This window comes from Streptomyces sp. RFCAC02 (genome assembly GCF_004193175.1).
Classification (GTDB): Bacteria; Actinomycetota; Actinomycetes; order Streptomycetales; family Streptomycetaceae; genus Streptomyces.
Genome location: NZ_SAUH01000001.1, coordinates 2993802 through 3011695, shown reverse-complemented (window position 1 = coordinate 3011695; position 17894 = coordinate 2993802). Strand labels below are relative to the sequence as shown.

The window sequence follows — 17894 nt, the reverse complement described above, 5'->3', positions numbered from 1 at the left end:
GGGGGTCCACATCGGCGAACCAGCCGGTCAGGCACCGGTTGTCGGCGGGGTTCGGTACTGTCGGCCCCATGCGGACCCACGTCGTCGACCACCCTCTGGTGGCCCACAAGCTGACCACGCTGCGCGACGCGCGCACCGACTCCCCGACCTTCCGGCGGCTCGCCGACGAGCTGGTCACCCTGCTGGCCTACGAGGCGACCCGCGACGTCCGCACCGAAGTGGTGGACATCACCACGCCGGTGGCGGAGACCACGGGCGTGCGGCTGTCGCACCCCCGGCCGCTGGTCGTGCCGATCATACGGGCGGGGCTGGGGATGCTCGACGGCATGGTGCGGCTGCTGCCGACCGCCGAGGTGGGCTTCCTCGGCATGATCCGCGACGAGACGACGCTGGAGCCGTCCACCTACGCGAACCGCATGCCCGACGACCTGTCCGGCCGTCAGGTGTACGTCCTGGACCCGATGCTGGCGACCGGCGGCACGCTCGTCGCGGCCGTCCGCGAGCTGATCCGGCGCGGCGCCGACGACGTGACGGTCATCTGCCTGCTGGCGGCCCCTGAGGGCGTCGAGCGGCTGGAGGGCGAGCTGGCCGGCGCGCCGGTGACGGTGGTCACCGGCGCGCTCGACGAGCGGCTGAACGAGCAGGGCTTCATCGTGCCGGGCCTCGGCGACGCGGGCGACCGGATGTACGGGACCGTGTAGCCGGTCAGCAGGCGGGCGGTGACGAGGCGTCGTCCCCGGCCGGCTCGGCCGAGGGCGACGCCAGGTCGGCGAGCCGCTGCTCGGCCTCGTCGGCGGCCGCCAGTTCGGTGAAGCCGTCGCCGATCACGAAGTCGACGACGGCCGGGTTGTCGGCCCGCTCGCCGGACTCGGGGGTCCCCGTCTCCGCGTCCTCGACCTGGGCGCCGAGGACGGTCAGGGCGCCCGACTCCTCGGCCGCCGCGGTGCCCAGCAGCAGGGCGGTGGCGTCGACCTGGCCGTCGAGGTCCGCCGGGGCGTTCTCGACCTCACCGATGGAGAAGCCGCGCTCGGCGAGGGCGTCGGCGGTCGCCTGGGCCAGTCCGGTGCGCGTGGTGGCGTTGTAGACGTTGACGGTGATGGTGTCCGGCTTCGGCAGGTCCACCCGGGTGTCGGTGCCGCCGCCCGCGCAGTCCTGGCGGCCCGCGGCGTTGCGCGTGCCCGCGCCGGCGGGGCGGTCGCCGTCGCCGGTGAAGACGTCGATGAGCTGGAGGGTCCCGTAGCCGAGCAGGCCGAGCACCGTGACCACGGCGAAGACGGCGAGTGCGGCCCGGCGGCGGCGGCGCGGCCGGCGCATCCTCGGGTAGCGGTCACCCGTGATGCGGAACTTCTTGCCGCCCATGCCCGGTGGCGTCAGCATGCTCATGGCCGCAGCGTAGCCACGCACGTGCCGGTGGCCCAAGACATGATCAGCTAAACGGCTCCCGGCGCCCCGAACAGCGCAGTGGCGCGCGGGCCGCGGCGGCGCCGGTCAGCCCAGTTCGAGGACGCGCGCGTGCAGTACCTGGCGCTGCTGGAGTGCCGCGCGGACCGCCCGGTGCAGGCCGTCCTCCAGGTAGAGGTCGCCCTGCCACTTGACCACGTGGGCGAAAAGGTCGCCGTAGAACGTGGAGTCCTCGGCGAGGAGGGTCTCCAGGTCGAGCTGCTGTTTCGTCGTGATCAACTGGTCGAGCCGGACCGGGCGCGGCGCGACGTCCGCCCACTGCCGGGTGCTGTCCCGGCCGTGGTCGGGGTACGGTCGTCCGTTTCCGATGCGCTTGAAGATCACACGGGAAGCCTACCGGTCGGCGGCCCGCCGCCGCAGCCTCCGCGGTGCCGCCGGCGGTCAGCGCGCGGTGCCGGGGAGGCTCCACGCGTACCGGCCGACGGCGTGGGCGACGACGCGGGCGGTGACGGTGAGGGCGGGGCGGCCGATGTTGTCGAGGTCGTCGCAGGGGCGGTGGTAGCAGGGGTCGTACGCGCTGTCCGCTGTCCCGCCCCACCGGTCGGCGCCGGCCGGGGTCTTGATGCCCTCGGCGCCGGTGAACACGCCGCCGGCCGGGATGCCGGCGTCGATGAACGGGGTGTGGTCGCTGCGTCCGTCGAGCGCGGTCGCCTCGGGGTCGGCGCCCTCGGCGCGCAGCAGCTCCGTCAGGTCGCCCGCGATGGCCGGGTCGCCGTCGAGGACGAAGAGGCCGTGGTTGGGCGAGGCGAGCATGTCGAAGTTGAGGTACAGCGCGATCGCGTCGCTGGCGCCGCCTGGAAGGTGCTCGACGTAGTGCTCGGAGCCGGCGAGGCCCGACTCCTCGGCCGACCACAGGGCGAACCGCAGGTGGTGCGGTGCGCGGCCGGCCGGGTCGGCCTCGGCGAGCCGCAGGGCCGTCTCCAGGAGGGCGGCGGAGCCCGAGCCGTTGTCGTTGATGCCCGGGCCGTCGGGCACGGAGTCGAGGTGCGCGCCGGCCATGACGGTGCGCCGGGGGTCGCCGCCGGGGGAGTCGGCGATGACGTTGACCGTCTCGCGTTCCTCGGCGAGCTCGGCGAGTTCGAGGCGGACGGTGACGGTCTCGCCGGCGGCCAGGGCGTCGGCGAGGGCGGTGCCGTCCTCGCGGGTGATGCCGCCGGTGGGGATGCGGCCGGCGGCGGGGTCGCCGAGGGTGCCGCTCAGCTCGCCCGCGGTGTTGTTGCGGACGAGCGCGGCGAGCGCGCCGCCCGCGGCGGCGTTGGCCTGCTTCTCGGCGAAGGTGCAGTCGCCGCGTTCGATCAGCGCGATGCGGCCGGTGTACGTGCCGGCGGGGGAGGGGGCGCAGGCGGTGCCGGCGTCGGCGAGGGGGGCCTGGATGCCGCCGTCGGGGGTGGCCGGGGTGTAGGTGAGGGTGCGGACGGGGATGGCGCGCTCGTCGGGCGTCAGCTGGGTCAGGCGTTCGGTGAGCGGCTCGCGGTGGTCGAAGGTGAAGCGCTGGTGGGTGACGTCGTAGCCGGCGGCTTCGAGGAGGCGGCCCGCGTACCGGGCGGATTCCTCGTGGCCGGGGCTGCCGGCGGCGCGGTGGCCGCCGGACGCGTCGGCGATGCGCTGGAACTCGGCGAGGTGGCGGAGCGCGCCGTCGGCGGTCGTCGCGTCGGCGAGGGCGCGGGCGAAGACCTCCGCCCGGTCGTGCGGCGCGGGCGCCGGGGGCGTGGCCGGTGCCGCGCCGAGGAGGAGGGGGACGGCGGCGAGGGCGGCGGTGGCGGTCAGGACGGCGGTGGCACGGGCGGTGCGAACGATCACGGCATGGGACGGTAGCGCACGTTATGGGTGGATTCGGTCGTCTCGGGGAGGTCGGCGGCGCCGGCGTAGGCACGGGCGAACGCGGTGGCGCGCGGGCCGGGGGTGACCAGGTGTTCGATGGCGGCGAGGCGGCGGCCGAGCGCGCGGTCGCGGTCGGCGCCGTGCGCGGCGGGCAGGTGCAGGAGGCGCAGCAGACGCCCGGAGAACGCCTGGGTGCGCCGTACGTCCGGGAGGCGGCGTGCCGAGTACGCGGCGGCGGGGCCGGCGGCTGTGGGAGAGGCGATGACGGCGGCGAGGGCGGCGGCGTCCGCGATGGCGAGGTTCATGCCCTTGGCGCCGCACGGGGTGAGGACGTGCGCGGCGTCACCGGCGAGGAGCAGCCGTCCGTGGCCCATCGGCGCGGTGATCTCGGAGCGCATCCGCAGGACGCGGGCCTCGGTGACCGCGCCGATACGGGGCAGGTCCGCGCCGTCGAGGCGGTGGCGCAGCGCGGCGGTGATCCGGCCCGGCGGCCAGGTGGCCGCCGTGTCGCCCGGTGGGCACTGGAGGTAGAAGCGGGCGAGCCGCGGGGAGCGCGGCATCATCCCCGCGAACCCCGCCGCGTGGACTCCGTACACCACGCCGGGCACGGGCCGGTCCACCTCCGCCAGGACGGCGAGCCAGTCGTACGGGTGGCGGCGCGCGCTGCGTCCGGCGCGCACGGCGGCGGGCAGGGCGGTGCGGGACGGGCCGAGCGGGCCGTCGCAGCCGACGGCGAGGTCGCAGGCGACGGTGAGGCCGTCGGCGCAGCGGACCGTGAGCGGGGCGCCGGGCGTGTCGTCGATCCCGACGGCGGCGCGCGCGAACAGCGGGGGCGTGCCGGCCGCCTCCAGTGCCGCGATCAGGTCGCGGACGAGGAGCTGCTGCGGGTAGACCCAGTGGCCGGCGCCGCCGAGCGCGGCGTAGTCGAGGCGCAGGAGGCGGCCCCGGCACAGGAAGTCGCACCAGCCGTGGGGGACGCCGCCGGCGATGAGGCCGTCGGCCAGGCCGTGGGCCGCGAGCAGGCGGACGACGCGGTGCTCGACGAGCCCGGCGCGGGGGCGGCGTTCGACGGCGGCGCGGGAGTGACGTTCCAGCACGACGCAGTCGGTGCCCGCGCGGGCGAGGAGGTTGGCCAGGACGAGACCGGCGGGTCCTGCCCCGATGATCGCGACGCGGGTGCGGAGGCTGGGCACGGGCGGCGGCCGGTCAGTCGGCGGGGACGAGGTCGGGGTGGAACAGCTCGTTGATCAGGGCGAGCGGCGCGTCGCCGTGCCAGACGAGGTACGTCTTGTAGCAGGCCGGCCGGGCGTCCCAGGTGCGGCGGCCGACGTCGAGGAGCGTGCGGCGGTGGCCCGCGCCGGCGGCGTTGAGCGCCGGGCCGAGGGGGACGGAGTCGCCGGTGAGGCAGGCGGTGATGGCCGCCGGGAGGTGGGGGCCGAGGTGCGCCACGACGTGGTTGGCGGACAGCGGGGCGCCGTCCGCGCGCAGCAGGGCGGTGCGGCGGACCAGCACGTCCGTGCCGGGCGCGACGTGCAGCAGGGGCGGTACGGCCGGGCCGCCGGCGGCTGCGGGGGCGTGCGACTGGGCGACGCGGTGCAGGCGGGGGCGTTCACCGGCGAGGGCTTCGAGCAGGGTGGTCGTCAGGCCGTCACCGGCGAGCAGTATGCGGGTCAGGGGCGACGCGAAGCGGTCGGGCGTGGCACGGGGGTCACGGTGGTCGCCCAGGGGAAAAGAGGCGCAGGGTGTGGGCAGGGGCGTGTGCATACGGCTGTCCGCTCCCGTTGCGTGGATGGGGTGTGTCGGTAGGCAAACGCGCGGTGGGGGCCTGAGGTCACTCGGTCGGGTGGGCGCGAGGATGGGGGCATGCCGTCGCCAGTCGATCCGTCCGCGTCCCGTCCGTCCCGCCGCTCCCCGGCACCGTCCCCGCCGAAGGACCCGCCGGGGACGTTCGACGAGCTGTCCGCGCTGCTCAGGGAGCGGCGGGACGCGCTGACGCGGTCGCAGCGGCTGCTGGCCGACCGGGTGCTGGCCGACCCGGAGGGCGTCGCCTTCATGACCGTGTCGGAGCTGGCGTCGGCGGTCGGGGTGAACGAGGCGACCGTCGTCCGGTTCGCCGCGGGGCTCGGCCTCGACGGCTACCCGGGGCTGACGCGGCTGTGCCGGGAGCGGCTGCGCGAGCAGGCGCAACTGCTGCGCCGCTACCGCACGCTCGAACAGCTCGGCGGCGAGGACGGCGACCTGCTGGAGCGCGCGGCGGCGCTGGACCGGGCCAACATCGCGCGGACGTTCGCCCGGATCGACCCCGCGGTGTGGGACGGGGCGGTGCGCGCGCTGGCGGAGGCGCCGCGCGTGCACGTGATGGGGCTGCGGAAGTGCCACGCGCCCGCGTACCTGCTGGGGTACCTGCTGCGGATGCTGCGCGAGGACGTCGTCACCGTCACGGGGGGCTCCGGGCTGCTGACGGACGAACTGCGGCGCGTACGGGAGGGCGACTGCTTCGTGTCGCTGGCGATCCACCGCTACGCGGCCGACACGGTGCGCGCGGCGGCGTGGGCGCGGGACCGGGGCGCGCGGTGCGTGGCGCTGACGGACAACGCGTCGTCGCCGCTGGCGGTGTCGGGGGAGCACGTCTTCTACGTGGACGCGTCCGGACCCTCCGTGCTGCGGTCGCTGACGGGCTTCACCGCGCTGGTGCAGGCGCTCGCGGCGGGCGTGGCGGGGGCGCTCGGCCAGGACGCGCGGTCGTCGCTGCTGGCGGAGGAGGAACTGCTGGACGCTTTCGACGTGTACGAGGCGCCGCGCTGACGTGGCGGAATCGCGACAGCGGGCGGCGGATCCGTGCTACGGGACGCGGTCGTCCCCATCGGGCGGCCGACGGCTGCACCCTGCACGCCACCGTCATGGGCGGGGGGCGCGCCCCTTCTGCTGATGCACGCCGGCGGCCCCGACCACCGGAGCATGCTGCCCCTGGCCGAACGGCTCGCGGACCGCTGCACGGTCGTCCTGCCGGACCTTCGGGGTTCGGCCGCTCGTGGTCCCGGTACACGGACGACATGCTCGGGCTCCTGGACCGTCTCGGGATCGCCGACGCCGCCTTCGCCGGTGCGGGCCGCCGTGCTGGTCGGGGTCGAGGACGACGCGGCGAAGGAGGAGGAGATTTGGTTCCGCGACGCGTTCGCCGCCCGCGTCGCGGCCGGGGGCATCGAGGCCGGCCGGGAGCCCGTGCTCGTGCACTTCCCGCCCGTCGTCGGGGCCATGGTGCGCGACGCCATACCCCGTTCCGACCCGGCGAGCGTGGTCGCCGCGGCGGCCATCGGGCGCGACCGTTCGTTTCGGGACGTCGGCGAACTCGCCGCGATCGGCGCGCCGTGCTCGTCCTCCCCGGCACCGACCCGCGGCACCCGACGGCGCTCGCCGAGGAGGTCGCGCGCACCCTCCCCGGCGGGCGACTGGCCACCGTCCCGATCGGCGGCGAGCTGCTGACGGCGGACGACCTCGCGCGGGCCGTCGCGCCGGCGGTGCGCGCGTTCCCGGCCGACGACCGGACCTGACGGCGGTCAGGCGGCCCGCGACGTGCCGGTGAGCGCGTGCAGTGCCGTGCGCAGGTGGCCCAGCGACGCGGCCAGCCAGGGCAGGGACAGCGGGTCGTCCGCCCGCAGGGCCGCGTGGCGTTCCTCGGTGGTGTCGCCGTAGAGCAGGCTGGTGGCGACGCGGACCCGCAGGGCGTCGTGCGTGTCGCCGAACGCCGTGCCGGGCAGGACGCCGACGCCGTGCGCGTCGAGCAGGTGCCCGGCCAGCGCGTCGGCGCCGTCGATGCCGCGCGCGGCGAGGGCCTCGCGGTGCGGGCCGAGGTCCGGGTAGAGGTAGAAACCGGCCTCGGGCGCGCGGCACTCGGCGCCGGCCGCCGTGAACTCGGCGTGCACGGCTGCCGCGACCGTTCCGTGCAGGCGGCGCGCGGCCGCGATGTGCGCCAGGATCCCGGGCGGGTCGGCGAGGACGTGCGCGGCGACGGCCTGCATCGGCGCGGCGAGCCCGGACCACACCTCGCTCGCGACACCGGCCACGTCGGCGCGGACGCCGTCGCCCCAGGCGCCGTCGGGGAAGCGGGCGAAGCCGATGCGCCAGCCGCCGAGGGCGAGGGACTTGCTGAGGCCGGTCGTGACGACCGTGCGGTCGGGGAGGTGGCCGGCGGCGCGGGGGGCCGGGCCGCCGTCGTGGACCAGTTCGGCGTAGATCTCGTCGGCGATGACGGCGAGGCCGTGACGGGCCGCCAGGTCGCAGACGGCGCGCAGGTGGCCGGGCCTGGCGACCGTGCCGGTCGGGTTGTCGGGCACGGTGAGGACGAGGACGCCGGGGTTGTCGGCGGTGGCCAGCGCGTGCGCGAGGTGGTCCGGGTCGGGGACGCCGCCGGCCTCGGCGGGGACGGGGACGCCGATGACGCGCTTGCCGGTGAGGGCGGCCTGCGCCGCGTAGCTCACCCAGGCGGGGCGCGGCAGGACCACGTCGCCGGGGAGCGCGGCGAGCAGCGCGTACAGCAGGGGCTTGCTGCCCGGCGCGAACACCACCTGCTCGGCGCGCGTCGGGAGCCCGCGCCTCGTGAACCAGCCGGCCGCCGCGTCGCGCGCCTCGTGCGAGCCGGCGACGGGACCGTAGCCGTTGCGCGGGGCGGCCTGGGCGAGGACATCGGCGATGGACGGGGGAACGGGCAGACCGGCCTCGCCGAACCCGAGGTGGAGGACGCGCTCGCCACGCTCACGGCGGGCACGGACGGCGGTGTCGATGGCGAGGGTGGGACTGATCGTGGTGCTCATGCGGGTCATTCTTGCAAGAAAAATTGCATGAGTGCAGAGATAGGCAACTTGACGTGCGTCACGTCGGGGCGGGGCCGCGGATACATTGAGGCCATGTCACGCAAGGTCCGGCGCATCACCGTCACCGGCTACAAGTCGATCGGCCACGTCGAACTGGCCCTGGGGCCGGTCACCGTGCTCGTCGGCCCCAACGGCGCGGGCAAGAGCAATGTCATCGAGGCCGTCGAACTGCTCGGTCGTATCGCCGACGGCGAGCTGGGCATGGAGGTCGGGCTGCGCGGGGGCGCGATGGCCCTGTTGCACGACTCGGCCGAGGCCCCGGCGGAGATCGCGCTGCGTGTCGAGGCGGACGACGGCGATCTCGTGAACGCCTACGAGGCGGCTCTCGTCCCCTCGCGCAGGGACGAACTGGTCTTCGGCCGCGAGGCGGTGGAGTTCCACGACAGGGCGCGCCACGCGCAGCCCTGGAACCGGCAACTCGGCCGTGGCCACCGTGAGTCGAGACTCGCCGACATCGCCGGGGAAGGGCAGTCAGGGGCCGGCGACGTGGCGCGTCACACGCTGGAGATACTGCGGGGCTGCCGGGTGTTCCACTTCCACGACACGACCCCCGGCGCCCCGGTGAAGCAGCCGGGGTACGCGTCCGACACGGAGGTCCTCCATCCCGACGGACGCAATCTCGCCGCGTTCCTGCAGCGCCTGCGGGACGGGTCTCCGGCGGAGTACCGGCAGATCGTACGCACGGTGCGGTCCGTCGCCCCCTTCTTCCGCGACTTCGTCCTCGCCGAGGACCCGGCGGGGCGGGTGCCGCTGCGGTGGCGGCAGTCCGGGTCCGACACGGTCTTCCCCGCCGACGCCCTGTCCGACGGCACCCTCCGTTTCATCTGCCTGACCGTCCTCCTGCTCCAGCCCCGCCCGCCGGCGCTGCTCGTGCTCGATGAGCCGGAGCTGGGACTGCACCCTTTCGCGATCACCGTCCTGGCCGAGCTGTTCCGGTCGGCCTCCGCCCACAGCCAGGTCCTCGCCGCCACCCAGTCCGTCACCCTGCTCGACCAGTTCGCACTGGACGAACTCGTCGTCGCGGAGCGGGTGGACGGCGCGACGAGCCTGTCGGTCCCCGTCGGGTCCGTGCGTCCGTGACCGGGGCCGTTGTCGTGGTTGCTTCGGGCGTACGGGTTCGTCGGTAGAGGGGGCTGTCCCGTGGCCGGGATAGTGTGCCGCGGTATGGGGCGAATCCGTGTCGAACAGGATGAACGGGGTGTGTGCGGATGAGTGTCGCCGTCGTTCTGTTCACCGCTGATCTCCGGCTGCACGACAATCCGGTGCTCCACGCGGCCGTCGGGGAGGCCGACGAGGTCGTGCCGCTGTTCGTCGTGGACTCCGGTGTGCGCGGGACCGGGTTCGCCGTGCCGAACCGTGCCGCGTTCCTCGCCGACAGCCTCGCCGCCCTCGACGCCGGGCTGCGGGCGCGCGGCGGGCGGCTCGTCGTGCGGCGCGGCGGCGTCGTCGAGGAGACGTGCCGGGTGGCGGCCGAGACGGGCGCCCGCACCGTGCACACCGCCGCGGGCGTCAGCGGGTACGCCGACCGCCGCGAGGGCGCGCTGCGGGCCGCCCTCCAGTCCGACGGACGTGATCTGCGCGTCCACGACGGCTCCCAGACGATCGTCCCGCCCGGCACCGTCCTGCCGACCGGCCGCAAGGACCACTTCGCCGTCTTCTCCGCCTACTTCCGCCGCTGGGCCGACGTCCCCCGCCGCCCCGTCCTGGCCGCGCCGCGCCGCGTGCGCGTGCCCGGTGTCGCCGGGGACGACCTGCCGGACGCCCGCTCCCTCGTGCCACGCGCCGCGTGGGAGGCGCCCGCGCCCGGGCTCCCGCGGGGTGGTGAGGACGCGGCCCGCCGCCGCCTCGCCGCCTGGCTGCGCGGCCCCCTGGACGCGTACGCCGACCGCCACGACGACCTCGCCGCCGACGCCACCTCCCGCCTCTCCGCCGACCTGCACTTCGGCTGTCTGTCCGCCGCCGAGGTCCGCGACCGCGCGGAGCGGCGCGGCGGCCCCGGCGCCGAGGCGTACGTACGGCAGCTCGCGTGGCGGGACTTCCACCACCAGGTGCTGGCGGCGCGCCCCGACGCGGCGCGCCGCGACTACCGCACGCGCGGCGACCGCTGGCGCAGCGACGAGCGGGCAGCCGACGCCTGGCGCGAGGGCCGCACCGGCTATCCGCTCGTCGACGCGGCGATGCGCCAGCTGCGGCACGAGGGCTGGATGCACAACCGGGCGCGGCTCGTCACCGCCTGCTTCCTCACCAAGTACCTGTACGTCGACTGGCGGGTCGGCGCAGCGCACTTCCTGCGCCACCTCGTCGACGGCGACCTGGCGAACAATCAGATGAACTGGCAGTGGATCGCCGGTACGGGTACCGACTCCCGGTTCAACCGCCTCCTCGACCCGGTCGCCCAGGCCCGCAGGTACGACCCGGCCGGGGAGTACGTGCGCCGCTGGGTGCCGGAACTGGCCGGCGTCACGGGGGCCGGCGTCCACCGGCCCTGGCGCCTGCCGGACGGGGAACGCGCGGCCACCGGCTATCCGCCGCCCCTCCTCGACCTCCGCCCGGCCGCCGACCGCTTCATGGCCCACCGGAAGCCCTGACGGACCGGGCGCCGGTCACGTGGGGTGACCGTCCGCCGGTCCGCACCGGCGCGGAAGTCCACACCCCGATTCACCCGAGCGGGTGGTTTGGGGCAGGCGCTCTGTAACGCCAACGAGCAGCCGCGATGCTGGCGGGGTGACTCAGCCCTTCCACCTGCCCGCGTTCTACACCCCCTATCCGGCACGGCTGAACCCCCACCTCGACGAGGCCCGCGCGCACACCCGCGAGTGGGCGCGGTCGATGGGGATGCTGGAGGGTTCGGGGGTGTGGGACGAGCGCGATCTCGAGGCCCACGACTACGCGCTCCTGTGCGCCTACACCCATCCCGACGCGACCGCTTCCGACCTGTGCCTGGTCACCGACTGGTACGTGTGGGTCTTTTTCTTCGACGACCACTTCCTGGAACTGTTCAAGCGCACGCAGGACCGGCCGGGAGGCAAACGCCATCTCGACCGGCTGCCGGCCTTCATGCCGATGGATCTTGCCACCGGCACCCCCGAGCCCGCCAACCCCGTCGAGGCCGGGCTCGCCGACCTGTGGGCACGCACGGTGCCCGCGATGTCGCCCGACTGGCGCGCCAGGTTCGCCGAGAGCACCGCGAACCTCCTCAACGAGTCCCTGTGGGAGCTCTCCAACATCAACGCCGGCCGCATCCCCAACCCGGTCGAGTACATCGAGATGCGCCGCAAGGTCGGCGGCGCCCCCTGGTCGGCGGGGCTCGTGGAGTTCGCCGCGCGCGCCGAGGTGCCGGCCGAGGTGGCGGCGTCCCGTCCGCTGCGCGTGCTGCGCGACACGTTCTCGGACGGCGTGCACCTGCGGAACGACCTCTTCTCCTACCAGCGCGAGGTCGAGGACGAGGGCGAGTTCAGCAACGGCGTGCTCGTCCTGGAGACGTTCTTCGGCTGCTCCACGCAGGACGCCGCCGAGGCGGTGAACGACCTGCTCACCGCGCGCCTCCAGCAGTTCGAGCACACGGCGCTCGCCGAGCTGCCGACGCTCTTCGCCGAGACCGGGCTCGCGCCCGACGGCGTGGCCCGCGTCCTCGCGTACGCCAAGGGCCTCCAGGACTGGCAGTCCGGCGGCCACGAGTGGCACCTGCGCTCCAGCCGCTACATGAACGACGGCGGTGCCGCCGCCGAGCGGCACGGCGCGCTGGCGGGGCTGCCGGGGCCGACCGGGATCGGCACGTCGGCCGCCTGCTTCCCGCCCACGACGCGCCGTGCCGAGACCGCGCGGGCGCGCCGCTTCTCGCACGTCCCGCACCGGCACGTCGGCCCGTCCGTGCTGCCGGACTTCGACATGCCCTTCACGACGCGGCTCAGCCCCCACCTGGACGCCGCCCGGCGCGCCACCGTCGCCTGGGGCCGCGCCATGGGCATGACCAGCGAACCCCCCGGCGTGTGGACGGAGGACAAGCTCGCCGGCTACGACTTCCCGCTCTGCGCCGCCGGCATCCACCCCGACGCCACGGCCGACGACCTGGAGATCGCCTCCTGCTGGCTCACCTGGGGGACGTACGGCGACGACTACTACCCGGTCGTCTTCGGGCGCACCCGTGATCTCGCGGGCGCGCGGCTGCTCACCGAGCGCCTGGGCGCGTACACCCCGGTGGACGACCCGTCCGCCACGCCGCCGCCGACGAACGCGCTGGAGCGCGGCCTCGCCGACCTGTGGCGCCGTACGGCGGGGCCGATGACGCCGGAGCACCGCCGGGTCTTCCGCACCTCCATCGAGGAGATGACGGCCTCCTGGCTGTGGGAACTCGACAACCAGGCGGCCAACCGGGTCCCCGAGCCGGTGGACTACCTGGAGATGCGGCGGCGGACGTTCGGCGCGGAGTTCACGATGAGCCTGTGCTGGCTGCGGCGCGGCCGGACGCTGCCGCCCGAGGTGTACGCGAGCGGCCCGCTCCTCTCCCTGGAGAACGCGGCCGCCGACTACGCGGGGCTCCTCAACGACGTCTTCTCGTACCAGAAGGAGATCGAGTACGAGGGCGAGCTGCACAACGGCGTCCTGGTCGTGCAGAACTTCTTCGACTGCGACTACCCGACCGGCCTCGCGATCATCGACGATCTGATGAAGTCCAGGATGCGTCAGTTCCAGCATGTCGTCGCTCATGAACTGCCCGTTCTCTGTGAGGATCTGAACCTCGATGAGCAGGAACGGTCGGCTCTGGGCGCCTACACCACCGATCTGGAGCACTGGCTCGCCGGCATCCTCATCTGGCACCGGGGCTGCCGCCGCTACCGCGAGGAGGACCTGCGGCCGGCCCTCCCGACCGGTCCCCGCGGCCTCGGCACCGCCGCCCTGCGGCCCTGGGCGGCACAGCCCGCGTAATCCCGCCGGGTGCCCCCCACCGGGGTCGTGCGCCGCCCGCTCAAGCGGTGCGGGCGGCGCGGAGGGCGTGCTTATAACACACGCCAACCGGCTAGGGAAAGGTTTCCTCACTCACTCTGTTGCGGACCGTAAGTACACATGTACGCTACGTAGCGTGCACATGGATGAGACCTTTTTCGCAGATCCGTACGGGCACTACGCCCGGCTGCGGGCCGGCGGCTCCGTGCACCAGGTCACGGGACCGGACGGAGCGCCGGCCTGGCTGGTGACGCGCTACGCGGACGTGCGCGCGGCGCTCCAGGACCCCCGCCTGTCCACGAACGCCGCGCACAGCAACGGCTGCGGCTACCGCGGACTCCCCCTGCCGCCCGCCCTGCGCAACGATCTGCTGCACCTCGACCCACCCGACCACACCCGCCTGCGCCGGCTGGTCTCCCACGCGTTCACCCGGCGCTCCGCCGAGTCCCTGCGGACCGCCGTCGAGGAGCACACGGAACACCTCCTCGACGCCGTCCTGCCGACCGGCTCCGCCGACCTCATGGCGGACCTCGCGCTGCCCCTGCCGCTGCGCGTCATCTGCGACCTCCTCGGCATCCCCCGCGAGGAGGCGCGTGAGGTCGCCGACTGGACCGACACCCTGCTGATCCCCGGCTGCCCGCACGCGGCGGCGGACGCGATACGACGGGCCGAGAGCCACCTGCGGCGCATCATCGCCGAGAAGCGCGAGAACCCCGCCGACGACCTCATCACCGGACTCGTCGAGGCGTGCGACGAGAACGGCCGGCTCACCGAGGACGAACTCGTCAGCGTCGCGTTCATCGTCCTGGCGGCCGGGCACGAGACGACCGCCAGCTTCATCGGCAACGGCGTCCTCGCCCTCCTGAGCCCCCGGCACCACTGGGAACGGCTCCGCGCCGACCCCGCGCTGCTGCCCGCCGCGATCGAGGAGCTGCTGCGGTTCGACGGGCCGCTGCCGCTGGCCATCCGCCGGTTCGCGACCGAGGAGCTGACGATCGGCGGCACCCGCATCCCGGCCGGCGACTCGGTGCTGCTCTCGCTCGCCTCGGCCAACCGGGACGAGCGCCGCTTCCCCCAGGGCGACCGGCTCGATCTCGACCGCGGCGGACAGGGCCACCTGTCGTTCGGCCGCGGCATCCACGTGTGCCTCGGCATCCCGCTGGCGCGGCTCCAGGCGAGTGTCGCACTGACCGCCCTGCTGCACCGCGCCCCGGACCTGGCGCTCGCCGTCCCGCCGGGCGAGCTGGCGTGGCGCCCGTCCCACCGCACGCGGCGGCTCGCGGCGCTGCCGGTGACCTGCTGACCGAGGGCCGCCCGCCGAAGGAGGCGAATCGTTTTGTTGATGCCCATCCGACCGCAGCCGCTCCATCCCCGCTCGGACGAGATCGAGGCGCAGGCGTACGCCTGGGCGGTCCGGCGCGGCCTGGTGGACGAGGCCGGCGGGCGGGCGCTCGCCGCCTCCCGCGTCGTGACCCTGGCCACCAGCTACTACCGCACCGCCGGCTGGGCCGAGATGGCCGTGCTCGCGCGCTTCTACGTGTGGCTGCTGACGCTGGACGACTGGTTCGACGCGCCGGGCGGACCGCCGGGGCGGGTGCCCCGCGTCTTCCACGAGGCGCTGGCCCGCGACCTGTGGCCGGCCGTGACGGCGGGCGCGCCGGACGCGTGGCGGCACCGGTTCACGCGGCACCTGCGCGGCTGCGTCGCCGGGTACCGGTGGCAGGCGGCGGTGCGGACGGGGGCCGTGCCCCTGCCGGACGTCGCGGCGTACGTGACGTGGCGGCGGCGGTCGTTCGGGGCGTACCCCGTGTTCGACCTGATCGAGTACGTGGAGCGGCAGTCGTTCCCCGACGCGCTGGTCGGCGGCGCCGCGGCCCGTACGACGGTCGCGGCGGCCAGCGATGTCATGGCGTGGACGAACGACATCCACTCCCTGCCCCGCGACCGGCGCGCGGGGGAGCGCGGGAACCTCGCGGTCCTGCTGCGCGAGCGGCGCGGCGGCGGCTGGGACGACGCGGTGGCCGAGGCGGAACGCATGACCGGCGACCGCGTCGCCGACCTGCTGCGCGCCCGTGACGACCTCGCCCGGTCGGGGCCGCAGGGGCGGCTCCTCGGGGCGCGCGTCACGGGCGCGGTGCGCGGGGCGTGGGACTGGCACCGGGCCAGCGCGCGGTACCGGTCCCACGCCCCCTGAACATCAGGTGAGCATCGCGGCCACGGTCGCCGCGCCGTGCGTCAGGGCGTCGCGCGCGGTGTCCGAGACCGACCCGAGCAGCGGGTGGGCGAGGCGGTCGGTGAAGCGGTCGAGGGCGGCGGTCGCCGTACGCGTCGCGCCGTGCTCGGCCGCGGTCTCCGCGACGGTGAGCTGGACCCGCAGGACGGCGAGCAGCAGCGGGCCGCGCACGTCACCGCTCTCCGCGTAGGCGTCGAGGCGGTCCCGCAGGTCGCCGATGCTGCCCGGCGCCCAGTAGTCGGGCACGGGGACGGCCGACCAGTCGGTGTCACTGGCGAGGTAGAAGCCGGTGTACGACGGCTGGTTGTACGCCGTCTGCTGCCGGGCGACCTCGGCGCGGTACTGGGGGTCGTGCATCAGCGTGTACAGCTTGTGGTCCGTCACCTCGGTGGAGAGGTAGAGGCGGATCGCGGAGCTGTCGGCGGTGCGGACGAGCATCTCCTCGCGCCAGTCGCCGAGGACGTCGGCGACGAGGGAGGGGTTGCCCTTGGTGCCGTTGTTCGTCAGCGTGCCGTCGGCGGTGAGCAGGGTGCCGCGCCGCCAGTCCTCGATGGTCGGCGTGACGTCGCCGGCGCCGTCGATGATCTGGGTGGACATGTCGGCGGCCCAATGGATGCTCTGGTTGTTGCCGGGGGCGTCGCCGCCGATGTACGTGCCGTCCGCGCTCCACAGGCCGGTCTCGGACGACTCGGCGGGCAGGGACGCCCAGGTCTCCAGGCCCGGGTACTCGGGCAGCAGGTCGGCGACCATGCCGCGGCCCGTGTCCCGGCCGGTGTAGCCGCCGTACAGGACCTCGCCGGTGGCGGCGTCCCGCAGGGCGTACCCGTAGGGCGCGCTCGTGGCGCCCTCGTGCACGGTGAAGATCTCCAGACCCGGGCGGTTCGGGTCGATGTCGGTGACGTGCATGGCGTCGCCGTGGCCGAGGCGGGCCGACACGCCGGGCGTCGGGCTCTCGTCGGGCATCTCGCCGAACGAGCTGTACAGCAGGCTGCCGTCGTCGTCCAGCGTGGCGGAGCCGTAGACGATCTCCTGGCGGCCGTCGCCGTCCACGTCGGCGGCGCTCAGCGAGTGGAAGCCCTGCGTGGTGAGGGTGCCGTACTCGGGGTCGGTGCCGTCGACGCCGTGCGGGGAGTCGTTGAACGGGTTGGACATGGGGGTCCAGCCGCTGTCCACGGCCCAGTCCTGGGTGAGGTGGCGGCCGTCCCAGCGGTACGTCACGACGTTGGTGCGTGTGTAGTAGCCGCGGGCGAAGACGGCGGAGGGGTGGGTGCCGTCGAGGTAGGCGACGCCGGAGAGGAAGCGGTCGACGCGGTTGCCCGGCTCGATGCGGCTCATGGCGTAGTCGCCCCACATGAGGCCGTCGTCGTAGCGTCCCGGCTCGTAGGGGACGGTCTCCAGCTCGGCGCCGGTGGCGCCGTCGAAGACGGTCAGGTACTCGGGGCCGTCGAGGACGAAGCCCTCGAAGGCGCGGAGGTTGTTGCGGCTGCTGCGGCTCGGCGCGTAGACGTCGATGAAGTAGTCGGCGAGCGCCTCGGCGTCGGCCCGGCCGAGCGGGTAGTCGTACCGCGGCTCGATGTCGAACGCCTCTTCGAGGGTGGCGGGCCAGTTGCCGGCGACGACCTCGGGGTGCTCGTCCCAGCCGAGGAACATCTCGACGAGGTGGTCGTAGTAGCCGTCGGCGGAGAGCCGGTAGTCGTCCTCGTTGCTGTAGCCCGCGCGCACGTCGGAGCGGGGCAGGGTGATGTAGTCCTCGGAGACGGCGTCGCCGTCCTCGTCGTACTGGGTGGTGCGGGTGCCGGGGGCGGTCTTGAGGATCGTCTCCGAGCGGCCGTCTCCGTCGAAGTCGTAGACGAGGAACTGCGTGTAGTGCGCGCCGCTGCGGATGTTGACGCCGAGGTCGATGCGGTTCAGCAGGGTGCCGTCGAGCTCGTACGTGTCGATGTACGTGTTGCCGGTGTAGCCGACCTGGGAGACGTCCTTGGCGTTGGACGGGTACCACTTGACGACGTACTCGTACTGGCCGTCGCCGTCCACGTCGCCCACCGACATGTCGTTGGCGGAGTACGTGTAGGTCTCGCCGGCCGGGGTGACGCCGTCGGCGGGCTTCTGGAGCGGCAGGTCGTAGTGGCTGTCCGACCAGGGGGTCACCGGGTCGGAGAGGTCGACCTCGGCGCCGTCCACGACGGCGGCGACGCGGTACTCGGCGCCGGCGGGGGCGTCGCGGTCGAGGTAGTTGGTGCTGTCCTCGACGGTGGCGAGGCGCTCGCCGTCGCGGTAGACGGCGAAGTCGGCGCCGGCGACGCCGGTGTCGGTGTGGCCGGTGACCTCGGAGCCGAGCAGCCGCCAGGAGAGGAACGTCCCCTCGCCGGTGCTGACGGCGACCAGGCCGCGGTCGAGGTTCTCGAGCTGGACGGCGGCCGGGCCGTCGTCGCCCCGGCCGCCGAGCGCCTGCGCGGGTGCGGCCTGCGCCGCGGCCGTTCCGGCGGCCGTGACCAGCAGTCCGGCGAGCGGCACGACGGCGAGCCGCCGCGTTCTGTGCCCGTGGTGTCTCACAAGGGGACGCC

At 74.6% G+C, this 17894-nt stretch carries 15 protein-coding genes; 8 read left to right on the top strand and 7 right to left on the bottom strand.

What is annotated here, in order from left to right; all coding sequences use genetic code 11:
- Positions 1-68: 68 nt before the first annotated feature.
- Positions 69-701 (top strand): uracil phosphoribosyltransferase, encoded by a 633-nt coding sequence (upp, locus tag EMA09_RS14005; protein WP_129841378.1) that lies wholly within the window; start codon positions 69-71, stop codon positions 699-701.
- A 4-nt stretch (positions 702-705) separates the two neighbouring features.
- On the opposite strand, the gene EMA09_RS14000 is transcribed toward upp, so the two are convergent.
- The 5 genes from EMA09_RS14000 to EMA09_RS13980 form a co-directional block, all read right to left on the bottom strand.
- On the bottom strand, positions 706-1383 hold the full coding sequence (locus EMA09_RS14000) for a LytR C-terminal domain-containing protein (RefSeq protein WP_129841377.1): 678 nt from the start codon (positions 1381-1383) through the stop codon (positions 706-708).
- A 105-nt stretch (positions 1384-1488) separates the two neighbouring features.
- The gene (locus EMA09_RS13995) at positions 1489-1785 is read right to left on the bottom strand and encodes a type II toxin-antitoxin system VapB family antitoxin (RefSeq protein WP_129841376.1); all 297 of its coding nucleotides are present in this window, start codon (positions 1783-1785) and stop codon (positions 1489-1491) included.
- 57 nt (positions 1786-1842) lie between these two features.
- Positions 1843-3261: a M28 family peptidase gene (locus tag EMA09_RS13990; RefSeq protein WP_240796389.1), complete on the bottom strand. Its 1419-nt coding sequence runs from the start codon at positions 3259-3261 to the stop codon at positions 1843-1845.
- Complete coding sequence (locus tag EMA09_RS13985; RefSeq protein ID WP_129841375.1) at positions 3258-4475, bottom strand: FAD-dependent monooxygenase; 1218 nt, start codon at positions 4473-4475, stop codon at positions 3258-3260. The genes EMA09_RS13990 and EMA09_RS13985 overlap by 4 nt, the downstream gene beginning before the upstream one ends.
- A gap of 13 nt (positions 4476-4488) precedes the next feature.
- Positions 4489-5046 carry a hypothetical protein gene (locus EMA09_RS13980; protein WP_129841374.1) on the bottom strand — a complete coding sequence of 186 codons (558 nt, stop codon included), beginning with the start codon at positions 5044-5046 and terminating at the stop codon, positions 4489-4491.
- A 99-nt stretch (positions 5047-5145) separates the two neighbouring features.
- Here EMA09_RS13980 and EMA09_RS13975 point away from each other — a divergent pair, with 99 nt between their 5' ends.
- Together EMA09_RS13975 and EMA09_RS28975 are read left to right on the top strand one after the other, a co-directional pair.
- Positions 5146-6087 (top strand): MurR/RpiR family transcriptional regulator, encoded by a 942-nt coding sequence (locus EMA09_RS13975; protein ID WP_129841373.1) that lies wholly within the window; start codon positions 5146-5148, stop codon positions 6085-6087.
- Positions 6088-6650: 563 nt separating this feature from the next.
- Positions 6651-6833: a hypothetical protein gene (locus tag EMA09_RS28975; protein WP_240796388.1), complete on the top strand. Its 183-nt coding sequence runs from the start codon at positions 6651-6653 to the stop codon at positions 6831-6833.
- 6 nt (positions 6834-6839) lie between these two features.
- Here the strand turns inward: EMA09_RS28975 and EMA09_RS13965 are convergent, their stop codons facing one another.
- Positions 6840-8093 (bottom strand): pyridoxal phosphate-dependent aminotransferase, encoded by a 1254-nt coding sequence (locus EMA09_RS13965; protein WP_129841372.1) that lies wholly within the window; start codon positions 8091-8093, stop codon positions 6840-6842.
- 93 nt (positions 8094-8186) lie between these two features.
- Here EMA09_RS13965 and EMA09_RS13960 point away from each other — a divergent pair, with 93 nt between their 5' ends.
- From EMA09_RS13960 to EMA09_RS13940, 5 genes are all read left to right on the top strand, one after another.
- Positions 8187-9233 (top strand): AAA family ATPase, encoded by a 1047-nt coding sequence (locus EMA09_RS13960; protein ID WP_129841371.1) that lies wholly within the window; start codon positions 8187-8189, stop codon positions 9231-9233.
- A gap of 128 nt (positions 9234-9361) precedes the next feature.
- Complete coding sequence (locus tag EMA09_RS13955; RefSeq protein WP_129841370.1) at positions 9362-10741, top strand: deoxyribodipyrimidine photo-lyase; 1380 nt, start codon at positions 9362-9364, stop codon at positions 10739-10741.
- 136 nt (positions 10742-10877) lie between these two features.
- The gene (locus EMA09_RS13950; protein WP_129841369.1) at positions 10878-13079 is read left to right on the top strand and encodes a terpene synthase family protein; all 2202 of its coding nucleotides are present in this window, start codon (positions 10878-10880) and stop codon (positions 13077-13079) included.
- A 160-nt stretch (positions 13080-13239) separates the two neighbouring features.
- Positions 13240-14400 (top strand): cytochrome P450, encoded by a 1161-nt coding sequence (locus EMA09_RS13945; protein WP_129841368.1) that lies wholly within the window; start codon positions 13240-13242, stop codon positions 14398-14400.
- A gap of 39 nt (positions 14401-14439) precedes the next feature.
- Entirely contained in the window at positions 14440-15291 is an 852-nt protein-coding gene (locus EMA09_RS13940) for a hypothetical protein (protein WP_129841367.1), read from the top strand.
- Between the two features lie 3 nt (positions 15292-15294).
- On the opposite strand, the gene EMA09_RS13935 is transcribed toward EMA09_RS13940, so the two are convergent.
- Positions 15295-17883 (bottom strand): rhamnogalacturonan lyase, encoded by a 2589-nt coding sequence (locus tag EMA09_RS13935; protein ID WP_206305946.1) that lies wholly within the window; start codon positions 17881-17883, stop codon positions 15295-15297.
- Between the last annotated feature and the right edge of the window lie 11 nt (positions 17884-17894).